This window comes from Sporolactobacillus sp. STSJ-5, from assembly GCF_024385605.1.
In the GTDB taxonomy this organism is placed as follows: domain Bacteria; phylum Bacillota; class Bacilli; order Bacillales; family Sporolactobacillaceae; genus Sporolactobacillus.
The window spans coordinates 161,176-183,230 of the sequence record NZ_JANFOJ010000004.1 but is presented as its reverse complement, the minus strand read 5'-3'; the positions used below and the strand labels follow the sequence as shown (position 1 = coordinate 183,230).

Below are 22,055 nucleotides of genomic sequence, written 5' to 3'. Positions count from 1 at the left end.
TATTTAGTTGTACATACAAACGAAAATTAAAAACCTTAAAATAAAAAAGGAGGCGCTGCAAAGTGAGCGACTTTCGCTATAACTGTCTCTATTTTACAACCAATCGATTAAGTCGGGTCATCACTAAAATGGCGGATGAAGAATTCGCGCCGACCGGGTTCAGCCCGATGTACGGTTATTTACTGTTACTCGTTATTGAGGATCCGGGGAGCACGCAGAAAAAACTGGCCGAACAATTGGATATTGCGCCCTCCACATTAACGCGATTTATCGAGAAGCTTGAACGAAGAGAACTTGTGCGCAGGAAGACGCAGGGAAAAACGGTGCTTGTTTATCCGACTGCCTCCGGACGAGCACTGGAACAAGAGATTCGCAATGCGTCAAACCGACTTCATCAAAGGTATGAGCGCGTGCTGGGCAAAGAAGCATCTGATCTTTTGTCACAAGAACTGGTGCGCTCAAGTGATCAGCTTAAAGAAAAATAAATGAACCGAGTTTTGTATACGACGAAAAGAAAAGACTTGAGGTGACGTATGAAGTTAGCAAAAATACACTATGGCTGGGTTGTTGTTCTGGTCACGTTCCTGACGCTTCTTGTTTCCGCCGGTGTGCGATCGATGCCGGGCGTGCTGATTGTTCCATTTCAGGACGAGTTCGGCTGGAGCCGCGGCAGCATTTCCAGTGTGATTTCGATTGGCATCCTATTATATGGCTTGGTTGGTCCGTTCTCGGCGATTTTACTGCTGCGTTTCGGGATACGAAAGATGGTCGTGATTTCGCTGACAGTACTTGGAGCGAGCTTGGCGTTGACACCAATAATGAATGCTTTATGGCAATTCGAACTATTATGGGGACTTGTTTCCGGATTAGCCACGGGTATGATGGCAAATGTGCTTGGAGTAACCGTGAGCGGCAATTGGTTTCAGAAGCGGCGCGGTTTGGTTGTAGGAATATTGACAGCCAGTGCAGCGACCGGTCAGTTGCTTTTCCTTCCATTGCTCGCCATAATAACGGTTGATGCCGGCTGGCGCTATGCGATGATCACAATTGTCGCAGTGATCGCGGTATTAATGGTTATCGTTGCCGTTTGGATGCGTGACCATCCGTATGATTTGGGTCTTGCGCCATATGGATCAACAGAAGTGGTCAAACCGGAGCAGATCAAAGAGAACGCATTGCTCGCGCCGCTGATTGCACTGCGATCAGCCTTAACGAATCGCACGTTTTGGTTGCTTGCCGGCACCTTTTTCTTCTGTGGATACTCGACCAACGGCTTAATTGGGACACATTTCATCCCGGCGGGCCACGATCATGGTATCCCGGAGGTCACAACGGCGGGCATGTTGGCGACGATGGGTGTATTCGATCTGCTTGGCACCACGTTGTCCGGCTGGCTGTCTGATCGCATGGACAGCCGAAAGCTTCTGTTTTGGTATTATAGTCTGCGCGGGCTTTCGCTTCTTTTTCTTCCCTATGCGCTCGATGCTTCGAATCCAATGTTAATGATTTTTACCGTTTTCTATGGCTTGGACTGGATTGCAACCGTGCCGCCGACGGTGAAGCTCGCCGCAAAAGAATTCGGCAACGCAAAAGCGGGCATGATCTTTGGATGGGTGGCAGTCGCCCACCAGCTGGGGGCTTCCATTGCCGCATATGGCGCCGGAGCGATGCGCGACATGCTCGGAAGCTATAACGTTCCTTTCATCTCGGCCGGGGCGGCATGTCTGCTCGCTGCGATGATGTCGCTTTGCATTGCGAAAAAGACGCATGTGAACAGCCTAGACGGTCGAGCCGTCTGACCTTTTTAAATGACAACTACGGATAGGAAAGCCGCAGATTTTCTATAATAAAAAGACACTTAATTAATAAAAGTTAGTTGGTTATTTTTTGTATGTATAGTACAATATAGAGAGGGGTGAGCATTATGCAAAGAGCGGTTTCAGTCTGTCCCAAATTTGAGAAAGCTTTTCAGATTCTAGGAAAAAAATGGAATGGTTTGATTATAGAAGTGCTCCTATCTGGGGAAACTCATTTTAGTTCAATCTCTGCAGCAATTCCTGAATTAAGTGATCGGATGCTGTCCGCACGGCTTAGAGAGTTGGAAGAGATGGGCATTATTCAACGTATGGTCGACACGGGCTATCCGGTCCAGGTTACCTATCGTTTGACTGAGATGGGAATCGAATCGAAACCGATTTTGGAAGAAGTACACAATTGGGCGAACAAATGGTATGGAGAACATGCGACTGAAAAAAAGTAAGTGCAAATGGTTTACTTTTTTTTAATCATAAACTATACTTATGTAAGTAAAGAAAAATTAATTAGTTAAGGAGTGTTTTTACTCATGGCAAACACATTTATTAATGCAATCGAAAATCGCAGATCCATCTATGCCTTAGATAAGAACGTGAAAGCAAGCAAGGAAGAAATCATTAAGACGATTCAGGATGCAGTCAAATACTCACCTTCCGCTTTCAACTCACAGACGGCGCATGCTGTTGTCTTGTTCGGAGCTGAGAGTGAAAAAATTTGGGGTGAAGGCGGTATTGCAGAAAAGGAACTGCGCAAAGTAATTCCTGAAGGTCAGCCATTCGACTCAACCGCACAAAAGCTCGCTTCATTTAACGCAGGTGTCGGAACCATACTGTTCTTCGAAGATCAGGATGTTGTTAAAAGTCTGCAGGAACAATTCGCACTGTATGCCGACAACTTCCCTGTATGGTCGGAACACAGCACAGGGATCACACAATTTGCAGTATGGACTGCACTGTCTGAAATCGGCGTCGGTGCATCACTGCAACACTACAATCCGCTGATCGACGAGGCGGTTCAATCAGAATTTAATCTTCCGAAGAACTGGAAGCTCCGTGCGCAAATGCCATTTGGCAATAGTGCAGCACCGGCTGGTGAAAAGGAATTCGCACCGATCGACGAACGCGTCAAAGTATTCGGCTGATTCACGATACTTAGCAAAGACCGAAGGGGATGACCCCTTCGGTCTTTTTGTCAGCTTTTCTCTCATGAAAATGCTTAAATTGTTCTAAAATTCAACTTTTATCTTGCTATCACTTTCAAAGAGAGAGTATAATTAAAAATAATTTAATTCGCAATTAATTAGAAAGATACAGGGGGAAGCTTTAAATGATAAAGAAATTATCTGTTTTATCACTTTTACTGGCATTCGTTTTAATATTCACGGCCTGTTCATCCGGCAGCGGCAGCGGTTCATCATCTAAGAAAGCTGCGACGAAAAAAGTATTGCGCGTGGTTAACGATGCGACTTATCCGCCATTTGAAAGTTTGGACAAGGGTAAGATGGTCGGCTTTGATGTTGACATTATGAAGGCGCTCAGCAAAGCTTCCGGTTACAAATACAAACTGGTCAATGTCGGTTGGGACCCTGTGTTTGCCGAACTGAAATCAAAGACGGCTGATATGAGTATTTCAGCAATCTCAATCACTGCTGATCGTGCAAAGACCTATGATTTCTCTAAACCTTACTTCCTTTCAACAAACAAAATTCTTGTAGCTAAAAGCAGCACGATTAAATCAGCTGCCGACCTGAAGGGAAAAACGATTGCCGTTCAACAAGGCACAACCGGACAAGCTGCGGTTGAAAAAATTGTCGGCAAGAACAATCCAAAGGTTAAAAAGTTCAAGACGATCAACCTGGCAATCATGGAAATGCTGAACAAGGGTGCTGATGCGGTCGTTGCCGACAACACGGTAATTGAGCAATATGCACGCAACAACCCAAGCAAGAATTTGAAGGTCGTTGAAGACAAAGATGCATTCGAACCTGAATTCTACGGGATCATGTACCCGAAAGACAGCAAGCTGAAACCGGTCTTCGACAAGGCAATCAACAAGCTGTACAGCGACGGTACTTATGTAAAAATCTATAAAAAATGGTTTAAAGTTTCTCCGGACCTTGATACATTGAAAGCTCAGCAATAAGCTTTTAAACCAACGAGTTACAGATAGAGGTTGCTTAACGATCTTGTTAAGCAACTTTTTAAGTTAGGGGAGGATTCATTTGGGCGTTAACCCTTTGGACATCATCAGAGAATATTTGCCCTTTTTTGCAAGCGGAACATTATTTACGGTCGGTTTTTCACTTGCCGGCATCGTATTCGGGACACTGCTCGGTTTACTTGTCTGTTTCGGGAAAATGATCAATAATAAGGCGTTGTCATGGCCGTTTATCTGCTACATTACCTTCTTTCGAGGAACGCCGCTGTATGTACAAATTCTTATTATTCATTTTGGTGTCGTTCCGGCTGTTTTTGGTCAATCAAACGGCATTCTCGCCGGTGCTCTTGCACTCTCATTGAATGAGGCAGCATATATTGCCGAGGTTTTCCGTGCCGGTATTCAATCCATTGACGAAGGTCAGACCGAGGCGGCACGTTCACTTGGAATGAGCAAGCTCCAGGCCATGCGCTATATCGTATTGCCGCAGGCCGTTCGTCGCGTGCTTCCGCCGATGGGCAATGAATTCATCAGTCTGATTAAGGACAGCTCGCTGATCGCGGCAATCGCGGCACCTGAACTGACCTATTGGGCGCAGGCAATGGGCGCGCAGTATGCAATCGTCTGGACACCGTACTTGACGATTTCCTTCATCTATCTGATCCTGACCTTGACCATGAGCTTCTTAGTAAATCGCCTGGAAAGAAGGATGGCGACAAAATGATGATCAAAGTAGAAGATTTGAAAAAGTCGTTCGGCGACAATGAAGTATTGAAAAAAATTAATCTTGAAGTGGAGAAGCAGCAAGTGGTCGTTGTCATCGGTCCGTCCGGATCAGGCAAATCGACACTGCTCCGCTGCATTAATCTGCTTGAGTCAATCACCTCCGGGCATGTATACATTGAAGGCACGGATATTGCCGACAAAAAAGCGAACATCAACCAAATTCGACAGGATGTCGGCATGGTGTTTCAGCAGTTTAATTTGTTCCCGCATATGACTGTGCTTGACAATATTATGATCGCACCGCTTAAGGTGAAAAAGGTGAGCAGGGAACAGGCGAAGACAAAAGCAATGGAACTGCTCGGCAAGGTCGGGCTCGCAGAAAAAGCGAATGCCTACCCCGATTCATTATCCGGTGGTCAGAAACAGCGTATCGCGATTGCCCGCGCACTTGCGATGGAACCGAAAATGATGCTGTTCGACGAACCGACCTCGGCGCTCGATCCTGAAATGGTCGGCGAAGTGCTCGATGTCATGAAGCAGCTCGCCAAGGATGGCATGACGATGGTTGTCGTTACTCATGAAATGGGCTTCGCGCGTGAAGTCGGCGACCGCGTCATTTTCATGGACGGCGGTTATATAGTAGAAGAAAATGAACCAAACCAACTGTTCGAACACCCACAAGAGGAGCGAACGCAAGCATTTCTAAGCAAAGTTTTATAAAAAACAGGAGAGCAGCAATCATTTTGCTGCTCTCCTGTTTTTTTGTAATGAGGCCGATTCATGGTGTCGCACCGATACGCTCACCAATGAAAAGGCCTTAGTCTTTCGGCGATGATGATTCAATCCATTTAGGCAGGGCGGTAAGGAGGCGCAGCCGATAAGAATTTTTTGCTGTTTCACCAAGCCGGTCGAGCAGATTATAGTTGACCACTGCACCGACTGCGGCACCGATTCCGGGCATCAGCTGCAGCATTTTTGCAAAATCGAGATAGTCCCGATATTCCTGCTGGAACTCTTGCCAGTCCATCTCCATAAATTCCTGCTTGCGCGTCTCCCAATTCTCAATGATTTCGAGCGTCTCATTCCGCACGTCATCACTCGAAAAAGCGAGCTTGAACACTTGCAAAATGAAGATCCGCTCCTCATATTCCTTCGTATCAAAACCATAAACCGATGCCGCATCAAAAAGAAATTTCATTTTGATGGACAACAGGAGCGGAAAATCGGCCAGGCCAAGCAGGATTCCGCCTGCACCGGTACCCGCACCTTCTACAACAGCGGTTTTACGGTAATTGGACAATTTTTCAGTCACGATTCGATCTTTTTCTTCCAGTGACAAACCGGCAGCTTGATTCTTTTTGGTGATCCAATGCGAACCGGTCAGTGTCGATTGAACCATACCTTTTATTGCCGCCGTGATCGCATGTTGCACTTTTTCAGGTATATACCCGTTCATTTTTGCCTGAACTTTTTTAGACATACGATTGAGCAAACTCGAGGGCTTGAGCATCTTGCGCTTCCAAGCCATGATTTCATCATAAGCGCGCAATTCATAATCGTTCATTTGATCCCTCCTCAGGTCATTTACGTGTGATGCAGATCCGGCGTTTCACTTGTGCTTCAGGCGAGCGCGCCGAAAAGCATGGGCGGCAAGGCGGCGAACAGTCCGGGTCGGGTTCGTTGGCGATCGGAAGAACAGGGGGAAACGATTCCTTTTTTACCAAGCCGCAATTGTTCATTTGTACACTAGGGTTCCCTACCTAAAAAAGGTTAAACTTTTTCTTTGTCCAAAAACTGATCAGCCACAGGATGGTACCGCTCACAAGCGACGGAAGCCAGCCGAATGAGAAGGACGGGCCGAAGTTGGGAATCAGATACAGCAGCGCAGTACCTAGACCAAAACTGATGATACCAACCAGCCCGGCTTTCAATACATCTTTCCAATTGCTTACTTTTTTGAAGAGGGCGTTCTCGACAAGATGCAAAATGAACCAGATAAGAAATGCGATCGCCAAGAGCCAGTAAACCGTAATCAGCGTAGATTTGACGATAAAGACGGTCGCGTCCACAGGCTTGAAGAAGCCGCCGATAAATAAAGCGGCGCCTCGGACAAGTAAAAATATAGAGATGAGGTTGATTAACAGATAGCTGAGAAACGGAAGCCTGGTGCGCAAGTGCGCTTTGGGCAGCTCGCTGATCAGCTCATCTGCATATCCCTTTGGATCATCACCGAAGATGTCGGCCGCCGTTTTTCCATCCTGCTGTCCATCAATCAAGTGATTGAGCAGTTCCATCAGTACCTCTTCGCTTTCCTGATCCGATGATTTTGCCTTTAATCGAATGTAGACGAGCATATCATCATAGTATTTTTCATTTTCCTTAGTCAGCAACTTGCGCCTTTCATTATTTTCCGAGATTAGTTGTTTTGAGCTAATCATTTGTGTGCCTCCTTTGCATTAATGTCGTGACCGGACCGGCGATATTTGCCCATTCCAGCGCCAGTTCCTTCAGCGCTGCAAGTCCATCGTCCGTCAGCGAGTAATACTTGCGGTCCGGCCCCGATTCCGACGGCCGCATCTCCCCGCGAATATAACCATTTTTCTGCAACCTCAGCAGCACCGGATAGATCGTCCCTTCACTGACATCACTCAATCCGGCCAGCTGCAGCTTCTTTGATAATTCATAACCATATACGGATTCCTTTTCGATGATCGACAGCACACAGCCATCAAGCACACCTTTCAAAAGCTGGGTCCGAACAGACATAGCTGCTCCTTTCTTAAAACGGTATGTTGCAAAACAAGATACCAGTGTGAAAAATCAGCTACTTTGCAATGCCAAGTAGCTGATATCAGTATAAAATGCTAGGGAATGGATGTCAACAAATCACATCCAAAAAGCAATGCACCAAATCAATTGGCCAATGCATGAAATTAGTGATCCAATGCACGAAAAGTAGTACTCAATGCATGAACGCCAGCCTGATCTGAGTCAATGCACCAAATCAATTGGCCAATGCATGAAACTAGCGATCCAATGCACGAAAACCTTGGTTCAATGCACGAAAAGTAGTACTCAATGCATGAACGCCAGCCTGATCCGAGCCTATGCACCAAATCAGTAGGCCAATGCATGAAACTACTGATCCAATGCACGAAAATCTTGGTTCAATGCACGAAAATCACTGCTCAATGCATGAACGCCAGCCTGATCCGATCCTATGCATCAAATCAATTGGCTAATGTACAAAACTACTGATCCAATGCACGAAAACCTTGGTTCAATGCACGAAAATTAGTGCTCAATGCATGAACGCCAGCCTGATCCGAGCCTATGCACCAAATCAATTGGCCAATGCACGAAACTAGCGATCCAATGCGCGAAAGCCTAGGTTCAATGCACGAAAAGTAGTGCTCAATGCATGAACGCCAGTCTGATCCGAGTCTATGCACCAAATCAGTAGGCCAATGCATGAAATTAGTGATCCAATGCACGAAAACCTTGGTTCAATGCACGAAAAGTAGTGCTCAATGCATGAACGCCAGCCTGATCCGAGCCTATGCACCAAATCAGTAGGCCAATGCATGAAATTAGTGATCCAATGCACGAAAACCTTGGTTCAATGCACGAAAATCACTGCTCAATGCATGAACGCCAGTCTGACCCGAGTCAATGCACCAAATCAATTGGCCAATGCACGAAACCAGTGATCCAATGCACGAAAGATCAAAAGGAGTGTACAAGCCGAGGCTTGTACACATCTATATAAAGACAAAAGAAGAAACCAGCCGTCAAAGAAGGCTGGTTTTTCAATGTTGATCAGGTTCGTGATAAATTGTATGTCGCTGTGTGCCTGTATAGCGAAGGTTCATGTTCTTTAGCAGGTTCGTTGCCTGCGCTCGAGAATCTAGGTGCGCCCAGTGTCGGAACTCACGGTTCGTTATAGTTGGTGACATCAGCAAGAAGTAGTCGTCAAGCAGGGTGTGGTGCGCGGTTTTTGAATCTCGGCCGCAACGTGAACAATGCCAGCTGCCATGGGCTCGAATCATGGGGATGGCGTGGCAGTTTGGACATTGAACGCCGGTGAGTAGGTCTTTGTCATCAATATGATAGAGCTCACGCACATTCTGGATAAGTGGTGTATGGGCTTGGATAAGTTGATCGTTGAGCCGATCGCGTTCTTGATCGGTTAGGCGTATGTTAACCAGAGCACGCGTGAGTGCCTGAATGCGATCGGGAACTTGGTGCATGTGGCAGACTTTTCGAGGAACGATTGTATTGCCGGAAGCTGTTTTGAGTATGGTTTCAGGATTGCTGAACGTGACGAAGTCTTCAATCGGAGCTTGCGGAAATCTGTGGGCCGCGCACCAACGACTCAGACAATCATATTGCCTTTTTACTTGCACAATCGGACAACGAAATCCTTCCGACTTACCATTGAGTGTTCGGATCATTTGTTTGAACACCGGGTCGAAATAGACCTCTCCTTTTAGTGCCTTAATTTCAATTATTAATAGGAAGGAATAGGTTAGAATGAGCGTGTCCATTTGGAAAAAGGAATGGTTCATCGGCAGGCGCAGGCCATGATAGATGGAGAAATCATCCGGCAGATCGGCAAGGTAATAATCAATCGCTTCCTCACCTTTATATCCGTTCGAGCGATTTTTCTCATCCTGGCAAATCAGCGCGAATTGCGGATGATTTGGAGGGAGGCGGCGTTTCAACGCGCTTAGTTGACGGAGAATATGGGGCATCGTTCTCTGTTTTTTGATCAATCAATCATCTCCTTAACTTCAAAGATCTTTTAAAAAGAGAATAACAAATTTCCCGAAAAAAAACGAAACGACAAAACAGTAAAAATGAAGCCAAAACACTGCATAATAATAGAAATCGAATCAACAAGCCGTATTAGAAAACGTTTACACAAACAAAATAATTAAAATTGAAATTGGGCTTGATCGCGCCCAGCCCAATACAATCGCCCGACATATAGTAATACATAATGAGAGGGGCGGGTGACTGTATGACAAACGAATTCGAGGATGGTTATTTTTACGATCCTTATGGCTATTATAATGGGAATCAATTTAATGAAAATGCGTACGATCCTTATCGTGAACAGATGCCGACACTGCTGCCGACGGCGACAATTGAAAATGAAATTAAGCTGGGAAGGGCCGGACACTATTACCGTACCAGATTGGCAAGCTTCGGTGAATTGGTGACGATCCAGCTGCTTGGTATAAACCCGGCGACTGGCATGGTCAGCATGAATGTTTATATGCCGCAAACCGGACAATGGATGTTTCATCAAGAACATAAATCGGATATGTTCGGGCTGACTTATCTCGGCCCGACCCCTCCGCCACTCAGCGGTCAGGGCGGGACACAAGGCGGTGTCCAAGGTACCGGCACGCCGCGTCCGCCGTGGTGCCAGCAATATCCTGGGCTTCCCGGCTGCTGACGAAAAAAGATGGCACCCGCTTCATGCGGAGCCGTCTTTTTCTTCATAGCTTCAAACTGGGCCACAGCCCAACCCAATGAAGATGCCCGGCATATAGTATTACAAACAAGATAGGCAGGTGTTAATAAAAATGTATGACGATCAGAACGGATATGGGTATCCGTACGGCTATGAATCATACGAATATGAGCCATATAGATATGTGACCGAATATGATGATGATGATTACGATGAGCGCGAACAACCGCAGACGTTTCTTGTTCCGCCGAATGCGATTCAGCAGGAACTCAATCGCGGAAGGCGTGGACATTTCTACCAAACGCGGCTTGCAAGCTACAACCGGATGATGCTGATCCAGCTGCTCGGTGTCAACCAGAATACAGGCATGGTCAGCATGAATGTCTATTTGCCGCAGCAGCGGCGCTGGGTACAGCACCAGGAACATTTTACAGATATGTCCGGACTTACTTATCTCGGGCCGTATCCGCCGCGCGGGGTACCGTTCCCGCAACAGCCGCCGCGTCCGCCGAGACCGTGGTGGTGCCCGCAATTTCCATGGCATCCGGCATGCCGTTAAAAAATTCTCTCATGCAAAAAGAGATGGCTCCGAATATCCGGTGCCATCTTTTTTCTATACTCTGCTACAATATGAGAAACGAGTAATCAGGGAGGCTTCACGATGTCGTTAGTCCTTGTCTTTTTGTGCTTATTTTATTTCTGGGCGCTGCTGAGCGGGATTCATGTCAACTCGGAAGAACAGCAACGTGCCAAATGGATTCACTGGAATCAAGATCATTGGAAAAAGCGTCGCCGCCTATACATAGAGAATGCGATCGTATTCGTGGTTTGGCTCGGCGCGATCGGCCTCACATTCAACCTTGGCCATGTCTGGATCAGCTTGAGCGCACTGATCTTCTTCGCGATCGTTGCCTTAATCAATTTTACATTCAGAGCATGGGCCGCCAATCCGAGTATTACGTGGGAGGACTACAATGCTCGAACCCAGTCGCCGCTCCGGATCGTAAGATCGGTTGCCGGAGTCTGTTCGCTGCTCGTCTTCATCATGATTTTTTACCATGCGCTAATTGATGCGACCATGATCGATCAGCTGCTGGCCCATCGGGATGAGCTTAGCGATCTCCCTCTTAACCAATACATCATCATGTGGGTATTGATTTGTCTCGCCTTTCCTTCGTTGGTCTCAGCCATTGTCATGAAGGGTCACCGTTATTTAGGAAAGAAGGAAGAAGTGAAGGCCGTCAATCAACTCGTCGACCATTACGATAAAAAAATTGAAATTCCAACGAGCGATTATTTGCTTCCACTGATGGAACGGACTGAGGCCAGCCTTCATGTGCCGAAGTCGGAGAGCATCTTAAAGAAAGGCAAGATTTTTCAAATTGTCAAATTGATCATCGTCGCTATCATGCTGATCTGCGGATTGTTTGGCGGACTCCTACTGTCTGTTGATCTGGGCAGTTTCTTTACGCTGCTGAACGTGGCACTGACATGTGTTTTGTTTCTATGGGTTGTGGAAAAATGGACGTATCGCTTTGCGGACCGGAATCGCCAGGACCTGTGGCGCCGCCTGATTGAGCAACTCGATTCGGGAAAAGCGGATGAAGTACCGCTTTCGGGAAAATATTGGCAATATACGTTTGCGGAGTGGGTCCGCGAATTGAAGAGGTGAGCGGATGTTTTTCTACATAGCACTCTCAATAGTCAGTATCGTCATCGTATGCATGTTGATTGGATTTATTAAGTTTAGAAGAGGCAAATTTGACAGCCATTTTGTTCCATTTATTCTGAACGAAAAAGCAATTAAAGCGTTGAAAGCGAACAAGGGAGTCAGCGTCAAAACGCTTGAACAAATCAGCAATCTAGTGATTGCACAGGTGACGCTTGAGGGAATGCTGATGGCTTGGTATCTCAGTATTTCAGGCGGTGACAATGACATGGGGCATGGACTTGTACTTGCAATAGCCGGAGTCCGGCTTGGTTTCGGCTATTGGATCACGCATATGCTTAAAAAAGAAACATCAGCTGCCAAGTAAAAAAGCGAGCGCCGCGGCGCTCGCTTCATGTCAGACTTCCTTGTATACTTCGACTTCCTTGATTTCCGGGATCAGGCTGTATGCCGTCAGTCGATGCTGACCGTCATACAAGCATAAATCCTTATTGACCATCATTGGCGGCAGCTTTCCGCCTTCATGTATATAATCAACCATCTGCTTGACGTTATCGGTATGATAATCATCGTAATTTTCCGGGTCGTTTGCCCATTCTTTATAGGTCACCAGATTTTTTCCATTGCTGCTGAACGAGCAAGGCACGTCATACAACTTTTCCTTCTCGATTGTGATCAGCTTGAATTGATGGTCATCAGTGCCGAACGCGTCATGCTGAAGATCGCTGTAGCGTCCGCAAATTTCTTTTCCCGTTAATAATTCTGCCATGCGCAACCCCTTCTTTATGATTTTCCCAAAGTATCCGTGCAAGTGCGCGAATGATAATAGTTTAAATTTATAATAGATCCGTAGATTTTGCAAAGTATATATTAACCAGTACGGATTGACAGGACACTATTTTTTGCTAAACTTGACGATAATGCAAGAGGAACGGGAGGCGTTAGGATGTCTGTGGAAAAAGTGAAGGCCTATTTTCGGTCGGTCGGCCGTGAAAAGGATGTCATTGAACTGAAACTCTCAAGCGCGACGGTGCAGCTGGCGGCGGAGCATTTGCATGTGGAACCGGAACGGATCGCAAAAACGCTCGCCTTTCGCGGCGAAAATAAGGAAGGTGCGATGCTGGTCGTCATGGCTGGCGATGCCAAGATCGACAACAAGAAATTCCGCCATGAATTCGGCTTCAAAGCGCATATGCTTTCGCCCGAAGAAACGCTGGAACTCGTTGGTCACGCGGTCGGCGGCGTTTGTCCATTTGGTCTGACACACGATTGGCCGGTGTTTATGGACGAATCGTTGAAACGCTTCGAAACCGTGTTCCCGGCATGCGGCAGCAGCAATTCCGCCATTGAGCTCACCATTGATGACCTGTACAGCCTCGGCAACGGCAAATCATGGGTCAATGCCTGCAAAGGCTGGCAGGATGAACCGGAAGCCTGAATAGATAGCACTTAAGACGTATACATTTATAGAACGCCGGACGGTTACTTGATCGCCGGCGTTTTTTTATACTAAGTAAAGCATCACCGCTGACGATGGATGTTCCACGAAACGTTGCCTCAGATACTTGGCGGAGCCAAGTTTTTTACATGACATTACTTTAAGGAAGGTAGGCGATTTGTATGAAACGGTTTGCGATTGTGCTGGCTATTGTTGTGGTTGTGTATTTGATCTTTTTCAATCCGATTCATTTACCTGGGTTGCCCTTTGGCAAGCAGCAAAGCTCGGCAACTTTAACAAAGCAGGTGAATCAGATTCAAGTTAAAACGGGAAGTATTCGAGCGGAAGTTGTGCTCGGTGAAGGGAATCAAGTGCGCGCCAAGTTGAGCGGCAAAGGGAGTGTCTCGGTTCAACGGTCGGGTGACTCGATTCAGGTGAAAACGCACAGGCAGTTCTCCTTTTTTTCCTGGTGGGACCGCTCTAAGGTAACGATTACGATTCCGCGCAGCTATGCTCGGGCGCTCAGCTTGGATATTGGCTCGGGAACGATAAACTTTGATGATGAGGCGACTTATCGAAAGCTTGCGGTGAATGTTTCATCGGGATCTGCTAACGTGAAGGGGATTTCTGCCGACTCTGCCCAATTGGTTGTACATTCGGGCAATCTGGAGATGGATCAATTACATGTGCGGTCGGCAACGCTTGATCTTCGTTCGGGCAATTTAAAGGTTACCCATTTCTCCGGAGCGTTCAATGCGCAGGTGCATTCCGGTAATTTGAAGATGGGAATCACCGAATTGAGCGGACCGGTCAAGGCTTCGGTCAACTCGGGTCTGGCAAATTTTGATCTGCCGAATGATGCAGATTTCCGCCTCAACGGAAAGACGAACAGTGGAATGCTTCGCTGCATCCTGCCGCTCAAAGAGAAGCAAACCGGCGACAAAACGATCAGCGGTGTCCATGGATCAGGAACCTACACGTTTGATGCAACGGTAAACAGCGGTGTATTGCGTATTTATTAAGAGCATTGTAAATTTTGCTCAGGTGGATTAGGTTCCCTTCATAATGCTTACACGAATAAAATTTTCATGATATGATGAATAGGTTGCCCGGTGCTGATGATCGGTGAATTCTAATCAGCATTGTCAATCATGAACATTTTAGAAAGAAGTGTTGGAATGAGTATTATGGAAGAAAATAGGATTCAGGTCCACCGGAATCTCAATGTGGTACCAATTGTTCTTGTCTTGGTTTTTGGTGGGTTTATAACGATTCTGAATCAGACACTGCTTGTTACGGCGCTGCCGAGCATTATGCATGATTTGAACTTGACGTCGGTCATGGTGCAGTGGATTCAGACGGTGTTTCTGCTTGTCAACGGGATTATGATTCCAATTACGGCCTTCCTCGAGGGAAGGTTCACCACGCGCGCTCTGTTTTTATCGGCGATGGGATCATTTACGGTTGGCACGCTCGTATGTCTTGTCTCGAACAATTTCTTTTTTCTGATTATCGGTCGTATCATCCAGGCGATGGGTGCCGGGATCATGATGCCGCTCATGATGACGATTATGTTTATCATTTTTCCGATTGAGAAGCGGGGATCGGTCATGGGCATCTTCGGTCTGGTAATCGGGTTCGCTCCGGCGATCGGTCCGACCTTGTCCGGCTGGCTGATTAATCATTATTCATGGCGGATCTTGTTCTATGTTGTGCTTCCGGTTGCGCTGCTTGATTTTATTCTCGCTTTTTTCATTTTGAAAAATGTGACCAAGCGGACGTATCCGAAGCTGGATATTCTGTCGATTGCTCTCTCAACGCTTGGCTTCGGCGGCTTGCTGTACGGATCAAGTATTGCCGGAAGTCATGGCTGGGGGGATCCGGAGGTACTGCTGACACTCGCGCTGGGTGCTGTGGCACTCACGGTGTTCATTCTCAGGCAGCTTCGGCTTGAACAGCCGATTCTGGAATTCAAGGTGTTCCGCTACCCGATTTTTACACTGACAACGGTGATCGGCATGCTCTGCTTTACGGCGTTTATTGCCGGTGCAACGATGTTGCCGATCTACATGCAGACGATGCTCGGCTTCTCGCCGCTCAAATCCGGATTGATGCTGCTCCCGGGAGCAATTGTGATGGGCGTCATGTCCCCGATCACCGGACGAATTTTTGATAAGGTCGGCGCACGTGGCCTTGCAATCACCGGTCTCATCATTGTTTTGGTGACGACCTTGCTGCTGTGCCGCTTGGACGTATCAACATCGTTTGCTTATCTGGCTCTTGTGAATGCGGGGCGCATGTTCGGCCTGTCGATGGTCTTAATGCCGACAACGACAGCCGGCTTAAACCAGCTGCCGAATAACATGATTCCGCACGGCACCGCCATGAACAATACCATGCGCCAGGTTGCCGGATCAATCGGAACGGCGCTGCTGTTCACCGTCATGGCCTCAACCGCGCTTAACCCGCAGAAATATGGCGTTGACGGGCTGATCCGTGGCGTCAATGCCGCGTTCTTCGTTGCTTCATTGATTATTTTAGCGGCCTTGATTCTCGCATTCTTTGTGAAAAAACCAAGCCGCCGCTCATGAACATAAATCCTCCCCGTACCGCTTATGCGGTGTGGGGAGGATTTTTTGTTGCTAAAAATTTCTCGATTGGATACGAATTTCATGATTGTGTTAGTCGGTTGAACTTTTTCGTCAGGTCTGGGTTCGTGCATGAGGACCTAATTTTCGTGCATTGAACCGATAGTTTCGTGCATTGGATTAAGATTTTTGAGCATGAGCCTGATCTGAGAGTGAGTTCATGCATTCCGCTCACTTTTTCGTGCATTGGACTGGGATTATCGTGCATAGAACCAATAGTTTCGTGCATTGGATTACGATTTTTGAGCATGAGCCTGGTCTGAGAGTGAGTTCATGAGTTCCGCTCACATTTTTGTGCATTGGGCTGGGATTATCGTGCATAGAATTTGGATTATCGTGCATTGGATTACGATTTTTGAACATGAGCCTGGTCTGAGAGTGAGTTCATGCGTTCCGCTCTTTTTTTCGTGCATTGAACTAGGATTATTGTGCATAGAACCGATAGTTTCGTGCATTGGATTACGATTTTTGAGCATGAGCTTGGTCTGAGAGTAAGTTCATGCGTTCCGTTCTTTTTTTCGTGCATAGAATTTGTATTATCGTGCATTGGATTACGATTTTTGAACATGAGCCTGGTCTGAGAGTGAGTTCATGCGTTCCGCTCACATTTTTGTGCATTGGGCTGGGATTATCGTGCATAGAATTTGGATTATCGTGCATTGGATTACGATTTTTGAGCATGAGCCTGGTCTGAGAGTGAGTTCATGCATTCCGCTCTTTTTTTCGTGCATTGGACTGGGATTATCGTGCATAGAACCGATAGTTTCGTGCATTGGCCCACTGTTTTTGAGCATGAGCCTAGTCTGAGAGTAAGTTCATGCGTTCCGCTCTTTTTTTCGTGCATTGGACTGGGATTATCGTGCATTGGATTACGATTTTTGAGCATGAGCCTGATCTGAGAGTGAGTCCATGCATTCTGCTCACTTTTTTCATTGTATTCGATCGCTCGAATTCCACACTGTTTTCATAGCAAGCCGTCACGCTGCATACATCTAGTATGACTACCTGCAGAGAGAGGGTGCGCAATGCTTGATGAGAAGATCGATGGCGGCCGGGCATTTTTTGATCAGGATTGGCTGCGTAAGCAAATTTTCGAGACGATTGATTTTTATGATCCGCAGTGTATCGATCGCGTGAATGGCGGCTATTATCATTGTTACCTTGATGACGGCACGATCTGTGATTATGAAACCAAATCGCTCGTCGGTACCGCGCGATTCATCTACATATTCAGCATCGGTTTCCTGCTCGGCGGTCCGCAGCGCTGGAAAGTCATGGCGGAGCACGGTCTGCGTTTTCTCGAAGAGGTGATGCACGACCATGACTACGGCGGCTATTTTTGGCAGGCGGAAAAGCGAAAGGTGACCGACAACGGAAAATACATGTACGGTCAAGCCTTCGTACTGCTCGCGCTGGCAACAGCCGGCAAGGCGGGAATCGGCAGCACACGTCCGCTGCTCAATGCCCAGGTGCAAATTTTGGAAAAACATCTTTGGGACGATGAGCATCAGCTCTATCTCGACGCAAAAAATCGTGATTGGAGCGTGACGGATCCTTATCGCGGGCAAAACGCGAACATGCACACCTGTGAAGCGATGATTGCTGCCTTTGAGGTTACCGGCGAACAGGCTTATTTGCACCGCGCGATGACACTCGCACATTCTGTGACCATCACCTTGGCCGACCAAACGTGGGGATTGGTCTGGGAGCAGTACAACCGCGATTGGCAGCCGGACTGGAGGCAGCATGCCGAATATAAGAATAACGAGTTTCGGCTGTACGGATTCGTTCTCGGTCACTCGATTGAATGGAGCAAGCTCTTGATGAAGCTGCATGACTATGTGCCGGAGCAGTGGCTTGTTGATCGCGCCGTTTTTCTCTATCGAACCGCTTGGAAAGCAGGGACGGATCACGTGTATGGCGGACTCTATTTTTCAATGGCACCGGATGGACGGATTCTTGATCCCTATAAATACTACTGGGTAATGGCCGAAGCGCTCGGTGCCTCTGCATGGCTTGCCGCCGCAGCGCCGGACGCCGATTTTTATTTAAATAATTATCGCCAGCTTTTCGGCTATTGCTGGGCACACTTCATTGATCATCGCTACGGAGCGTGGTATCCGAAGCTCGGCCGCGCGAATCTCCGCATCGGTTATGAAAAAAGTCCGCTCACAAAAACAGACTATCATCCGATCACCAATTATTATGAAGCGATGCGTGTGTTCAAAAAATAGTACAAATCTCGAAACGCCATGTTTTCCGCAAAATATGGCAATGCACAAACCTTGATATGACTGGAAAAAACTATGAATCACGGTGTAAAATGCTGGCAAAAACACTTTTTACGTAGGAATCAATTGATTTTCGAAACTGTATCTATTATAATTACACTAATCTCCGAAAAGGGGAATCATAGAATGAACAGTCAGTTTACTATTGCGGTTCATTGCCTGATTGTGCTCGCCGGGACGCCGGATCTCGTCTGGAACAGCGAGTCGCTGTCGCAAAAGGTGCATACGCATCCGGCACGAATTCGCAAGATTATGAGTATTCTACGTAAGAATGGTCTCGTCGAAACGAAGGAAGGTCTCGGCGGCGGCTATCGGATCGGCTGTGATCCCAGCGAGTGCACATTGGCACGGATCTATCAATCTATTTCTTGCACCCCTTTAAAGCTCAGCTGGTGTTCCGCCGGTTGTGAGCAGGACCCTGAATTCGACCGAATTCGCTCTGTAATGGACTTTGCGTTTACAGGCGCAGAACGCGGTCTCGAAGAATATCTTGAACATTGGTCGATCGCTTCGCTGATCAAGCGAACGGGATCATCGACCGAGCAGCTTCCGGAGCATGACGTGCCGATTGCTGCACGAATCAAAGGAAAAATGAAGGAACATATAAAAAAGATCGGTGGTGAAGGTTGATGCAACATGAATCCAAATGGAAAAAAGGCGATTGGGTAAAAGGCAGAACGGTAAATGGCGAGCTCATGCATGGTTTTGTCGTTGACTACAACCATGAGGAAGGGACCGTCAAGATCCACGTTGTTGCCTGCGACCGCGAAACGACGGTCGGTCGAGTGATCGAAACACTCGGCTACCTGATCAAGCCGTTCCCGGTTACGCCGTTGAACGGCCAGGAACTGCGCAGCATGACCGATCTTGCATTGATTACATCCGACCGTGACTGGTTTATGGATCTGTCCGCGCAACTATCCGAGCGCGACGACAGTACGACCAGTGACAATCTGGCGCAAACCAGCCCATGGTACTGGTCGGCCCAGCATTAACTAATGAAGAGAAAAAGGTGCCCGCGGGCACCTTTTCTTTTTGCAGTGAACCTGGTAAAACGTATTATCAAGCGATCCTGGGGATAATAAAAGCTAACTCCGGAAGTTAAAGCGAACATGAGAAAAGTGAAAGCCAATCACACAAAAGTAAAACCAACCCTGTGCAAATAAAAGCTGAATTTTGATACATAAAAGTGCGACAATCAATGCATAAATCGGAAACAATTTTATAAAGGCCAGCGTTTACTCATAAGTTGGTCGGCTCGAATCTGCTCGTCTCTGATTCCATTTCAATGCATGATAACCTGTGCAAATTGGTACAGAATATAATGAGCAAATTTATTTTCTCTAATTGGAATCTGTGAGAAAATAAGTATGATAAGGAGGGCGGATGAAATGATTCAGTCATTGAAAGATACGGTAAAACTTAATAATGGACTGCCTATGCCAGGCTTCGGACTTGGCGTCTGGAAGGTGAAGGACGGCGAGGAGGTCATCCATTCGGTTCGGTCTGCGCTGGCGGCCGGGTATCCGATGATTGATACGGCAGCGATCTATCGCAATGAGACCGGCGTTGGCGAAGCGCTGCGTCAATCCGGAGTGAAACGGGACGATGTGTTCATCACGACAAAGGTGTGGAACGCCGACCAGGGCTATGAGTCGACACTGGCGGCTTTTGATACGAGCATGAAAAAGCTGGGCATTGAGACGGTCGATCTGTATCTGATCCATTGGCCGACTGCAGGAAAGTACAAGGAAACGTGGAAGGCGATGGAAAAATTGTATAAGGATGGCCGAGCACGTGCAATCGGTGTCTGCAACTTCCACGAGCACCATCTTGAGGATTTGCTGCAGGATGCGGAGATCAAGCCGGCTGTCGATCAGATCGAACTGCATCCGCTCCTCTCCCAGGTGCCGCTGCGCAACTACTGCTACAAAGAAGGCATCACCGTTGAAGCCTACTCACCACTTGGAAGCGGCGGGTTGATCAATCATCCGACCCTCAAAGCGATCGGAGAAAAATACGGTAAAACAGCCGCTCAAGTCATGCTGCGCTGGGATGTGCAAAATGAAATCATCACCATTCCGCGCTCGACTCAGGAGGCGCATATCATCAGCAACGCCGACATTTTCAATTTTGAACTGTCTCCGGAAGACATCGACAAAATCGACGCATTGAATGAAGATAAACGCTTTGGAGCAGATCCTGACAACTTTAACTTTTAAACAAATACAGTTAGGGTAATAAATAGGAAAGAGCCTGGCAAAAAGTTCAGACATTTTGTCAGACTCTTTTTCTGACCGCAAAAAATTTCTTCTATATAATAGGGAATAAAGACAGGGAGTTTTTCATTGATGACAATACTCGCAGCAACAAATCAAGAAATTAAACGCGGTCCGATTACCGTCGCTCTGATCATCGGCGCATTTGTTGCGATCCTGAATGAGACACTGCTGAACATCGCGCTATCCGATCTGATTGGCTACTTCCACGTCACGCCGACAACGGTTCAGTGGCTGACCACCGCTTACTTGCTCGTGATCGGCATCTTAATGCCGGTCACGGCACTACTAACCGGCTGGTTCACAACACGACAGATGTTTCTCGGCGCGATGACCATTTTCCTCATCGGCACCGTCATTTGCGGATTCGCACCAACCTTTTCCTTTTTACTGGTCGGTCGCGTCATCCAAGCGGCCGGCTCCGGACTCATTTTGCCGGTCATGATGAACACAATTTTGTTCATCTATCCGCCGGACAAGCGAGGCGGCGCAATGGGATTGATCGGACTCGTAATCATGTTCGCACCGGCACTTGGTCCGACCTTGTCCGGGCTGATCATTGCCTCGCTTTCATGGCGCTGGCTCTTCTATCTCGTCTTGCCGCTCGCCGTATTTTCAATTCTGTTTGCGGCCCGCTTCCTGACTAATGTGTCGCAAGCGACGAAGCCTAAGGTGGATGTGTTTTCTGTGGTTCTGTCCACGCTCGGATTCGGCGGACTCGTGTATGGCATGGGCTCCGGCGCGGAAGGCGGCTGGCTCGGTCTCGTCCTGTTGATCGTCGGTGTGGCCAGTTTAATTCTGTTCGTTTGGCGTCAGCTCGCGATCGCAAACCCGATTCTCGATTTTCGCGCCTTTAAATACCCGATGTATACGCTCGCGACCATCATTTTAATCTTGGTTATGGTGACGCTGTTCGCGACGATGATTCTGCTGCCGCTCTATTTGCAGCGGGCGCTGCTTTTATCATCGTTCTCCGCTGGACTTGTGCTCCTGCCGGGCGGACTGATCAACGGTATGCTGTCGCCGGTAATGGGCAAATTGTTTGATAGATTCGGCCCGCGCTGGCTCGTCACACCAGGATTGGTGATCATGTGCGTCGTCATCTGGCTGTTCAGCAGATTGACGGTCTCCGAAAGCATGCTGTATGTGATCATTTTATATGCGGCCTTGCTGATCGGAATGTCGATGGTGATGATGCCGGTGACAACGACGGGTATGAATCAGCTTCCGAAGCAGATGTATCCGCACGGCACGGCGATCATGAACACCTTGCAGCAGGTCGCGGGCGGAATCGGAACCGCGCTGTTTATCGGCATTATGGTGTCCGGACAGCAGGCATACCTTAGCCAATCCGCAAATCCCAAAGCGCCGGCTCAGATGCTGCAGGCGCTCGTCTCGGGAATGAGCCGAGCCTTCTTTATCGCACTGGTGGTCGGCGTTCTTTCACTGCTGCTTTCATTCTTCCTGAAGCGCACCGTAGCGCCAAAGGAAGACCAATCGGAAGGGTAAAAAGCCGGCTGATGCGGCATAATGATTTTGAGGTGAAAAAA

At 47.6% G+C, this 22,055-nt stretch carries 24 protein-coding genes; 19 read left to right on the top strand and 5 right to left on the bottom strand.

Features of this window, described 5'->3' with window-relative positions:
• The first annotated feature begins 62 nt into the window (after positions 1–62).
• The 7 genes from NOM01_RS06365 (at position 63) to NOM01_RS06335 (ending at position 5,418) form a co-directional block, all read left to right on the top strand.
• Entirely contained in the window at positions 63–485 is a 423-nt protein-coding gene (locus NOM01_RS06365; RefSeq protein ID WP_255747372.1) for a MarR family winged helix-turn-helix transcriptional regulator, read from the top strand.
• 48 nt (positions 486–533) lie between these two features.
• The gene (locus NOM01_RS06360; RefSeq protein ID WP_255747371.1) at positions 534–1,799 is read left to right on the top strand and encodes an MFS transporter; all 1,266 of its coding nucleotides are present in this window, start codon (positions 534–536) and stop codon (positions 1,797–1,799) included.
• 125 nt (positions 1,800–1,924) lie between these two features.
• Positions 1,925–2,260, top strand: coding sequence for a winged helix-turn-helix transcriptional regulator (locus NOM01_RS06355; protein ID WP_255747369.1), 336 nt, complete (start codon positions 1,925–1,927; stop codon positions 2,258–2,260).
• 84 nt (positions 2,261–2,344) lie between these two features.
• Positions 2,345–2,956: a nitroreductase family protein gene (locus tag NOM01_RS06350; RefSeq protein ID WP_255747367.1), complete on the top strand. Its 612-nt coding sequence runs from the start codon at positions 2,345–2,347 to the stop codon at positions 2,954–2,956.
• Between the two features lie 185 nt (positions 2,957–3,141).
• The gene (locus NOM01_RS06345; protein WP_255747365.1) at positions 3,142–3,957 is read left to right on the top strand and encodes a basic amino acid ABC transporter substrate-binding protein; all 816 of its coding nucleotides are present in this window, start codon (positions 3,142–3,144) and stop codon (positions 3,955–3,957) included.
• 79 nt (positions 3,958–4,036) lie between these two features.
• Entirely contained in the window at positions 4,037–4,696 is a 660-nt protein-coding gene (locus NOM01_RS06340) for an amino acid ABC transporter permease (protein WP_255747363.1), read from the top strand.
• Positions 4,696–5,418 carry an amino acid ABC transporter ATP-binding protein gene (locus NOM01_RS06335; RefSeq protein ID WP_255747418.1) on the top strand — a complete coding sequence of 241 codons (723 nt, stop codon included), beginning with the start codon at positions 4,696–4,698 and terminating at the stop codon, positions 5,416–5,418. The genes NOM01_RS06340 and NOM01_RS06335 overlap by 1 nt, the downstream gene beginning before the upstream one ends.
• Positions 5,419–5,515: 97 nt before the next feature.
• Here the strand turns inward: NOM01_RS06335 and NOM01_RS06330 are convergent, their stop codons facing one another.
• The 4 genes from NOM01_RS06330 to NOM01_RS06315 form a co-directional block, all read right to left on the bottom strand.
• Positions 5,516–6,262 (bottom strand): EcsC family protein, encoded by a 747-nt coding sequence (locus NOM01_RS06330; RefSeq protein ID WP_255747361.1) that lies wholly within the window; start codon positions 6,260–6,262, stop codon positions 5,516–5,518.
• Positions 6,263–6,458: 196 nt separating this feature from the next.
• Entirely contained in the window at positions 6,459–7,136 is a 678-nt protein-coding gene (locus NOM01_RS06325; protein WP_255747359.1) for a DUF1129 family protein, read from the bottom strand.
• Positions 7,129–7,464 (bottom strand): PadR family transcriptional regulator, encoded by a 336-nt coding sequence (locus NOM01_RS06320; protein ID WP_255747357.1) that lies wholly within the window; start codon positions 7,462–7,464, stop codon positions 7,129–7,131. The genes NOM01_RS06325 and NOM01_RS06320 overlap by 8 nt, the downstream gene beginning before the upstream one ends.
• A gap of 1,043 nt (positions 7,465–8,507) precedes the next feature.
• Entirely contained in the window at positions 8,508–9,473 is a 966-nt protein-coding gene (locus tag NOM01_RS06315) for a nuclease-related domain-containing protein (protein ID WP_255747355.1), read from the bottom strand.
• Between the two features lie 248 nt (positions 9,474–9,721).
• Here NOM01_RS06315 and NOM01_RS06310 point away from each other — a divergent pair, with 248 nt between their 5' ends.
• The 4 genes from NOM01_RS06310 (at position 9,722) to NOM01_RS06295 (ending at position 12,216) form a co-directional block, all read left to right on the top strand.
• Entirely contained in the window at positions 9,722–10,162 is a 441-nt protein-coding gene (locus tag NOM01_RS06310) for a hypothetical protein (protein ID WP_255747353.1), read from the top strand.
• Positions 10,163–10,292: 130 nt separating this feature from the next.
• Positions 10,293–10,739, top strand: a complete 447-nt coding sequence (locus NOM01_RS06305; protein WP_255747351.1) for a hypothetical protein — start codon at positions 10,293–10,295, stop codon at positions 10,737–10,739.
• Positions 10,740–10,841: 102 nt separating this feature from the next.
• A complete protein-coding gene (locus NOM01_RS06300) occupies positions 10,842–11,852 on the top strand; it encodes a hypothetical protein (RefSeq protein ID WP_255747349.1) in 1,011 nt (336 codons plus the stop codon).
• 4 nt (positions 11,853–11,856) lie between these two features.
• Entirely contained in the window at positions 11,857–12,216 is a 360-nt protein-coding gene (locus tag NOM01_RS06295; RefSeq protein WP_255747347.1) for a hypothetical protein, read from the top strand.
• A 30-nt stretch (positions 12,217–12,246) separates the two neighbouring features.
• Here the strand turns inward: NOM01_RS06295 and NOM01_RS06290 are convergent, their stop codons facing one another.
• The gene (locus tag NOM01_RS06290) at positions 12,247–12,618 is read right to left on the bottom strand and encodes a ParB N-terminal domain-containing protein (protein ID WP_255747346.1); all 372 of its coding nucleotides are present in this window, start codon (positions 12,616–12,618) and stop codon (positions 12,247–12,249) included.
• A 177-nt stretch (positions 12,619–12,795) separates the two neighbouring features.
• Here NOM01_RS06290 and NOM01_RS06285 point away from each other — a divergent pair, with 177 nt between their 5' ends.
• The 8 genes from NOM01_RS06285 (at position 12,796) to NOM01_RS06250 (ending at position 22,014) form a co-directional block, all read left to right on the top strand.
• The gene (locus NOM01_RS06285; protein ID WP_255747344.1) at positions 12,796–13,287 is read left to right on the top strand and encodes a YbaK/EbsC family protein; all 492 of its coding nucleotides are present in this window, start codon (positions 12,796–12,798) and stop codon (positions 13,285–13,287) included.
• Between the two features lie 182 nt (positions 13,288–13,469).
• On the top strand, positions 13,470–14,309 hold the full coding sequence (locus NOM01_RS06280; protein ID WP_255747342.1) for a DUF4097 family beta strand repeat-containing protein: 840 nt from the start codon (positions 13,470–13,472) through the stop codon (positions 14,307–14,309).
• A 156-nt stretch (positions 14,310–14,465) separates the two neighbouring features.
• Positions 14,466–15,878, top strand: a complete 1,413-nt coding sequence (locus NOM01_RS06275) for a DHA2 family efflux MFS transporter permease subunit (protein ID WP_255747340.1) — start codon at positions 14,466–14,468, stop codon at positions 15,876–15,878.
• A gap of 1,082 nt (positions 15,879–16,960) precedes the next feature.
• Positions 16,961–18,169: an AGE family epimerase/isomerase gene (locus tag NOM01_RS06270; protein ID WP_255747338.1), complete on the top strand. Its 1,209-nt coding sequence runs from the start codon at positions 16,961–16,963 to the stop codon at positions 18,167–18,169.
• A gap of 183 nt (positions 18,170–18,352) precedes the next feature.
• Positions 18,353–18,856, top strand: a complete 504-nt coding sequence (locus NOM01_RS06265; protein ID WP_255747337.1) for an Rrf2 family transcriptional regulator — start codon at positions 18,353–18,355, stop codon at positions 18,854–18,856.
• Positions 18,856–19,221 (top strand): hypothetical protein, encoded by a 366-nt coding sequence (locus NOM01_RS06260; protein WP_255747416.1) that lies wholly within the window; start codon positions 18,856–18,858, stop codon positions 19,219–19,221. Before NOM01_RS06265 ends, NOM01_RS06260 begins: the two co-directional genes overlap by 1 nt.
• A 396-nt stretch (positions 19,222–19,617) precedes the next feature.
• Positions 19,618–20,448 carry an aldo/keto reductase gene (locus NOM01_RS06255; protein ID WP_255747336.1) on the top strand — a complete coding sequence of 277 codons (831 nt, stop codon included), beginning with the start codon at positions 19,618–19,620 and terminating at the stop codon, positions 20,446–20,448.
• A gap of 129 nt (positions 20,449–20,577) precedes the next feature.
• The gene (locus tag NOM01_RS06250) at positions 20,578–22,014 is read left to right on the top strand and encodes an MDR family MFS transporter (protein WP_255747335.1); all 1,437 of its coding nucleotides are present in this window, start codon (positions 20,578–20,580) and stop codon (positions 22,012–22,014) included.
• Positions 22,015–22,055: the final 41 nt, after the last annotated feature.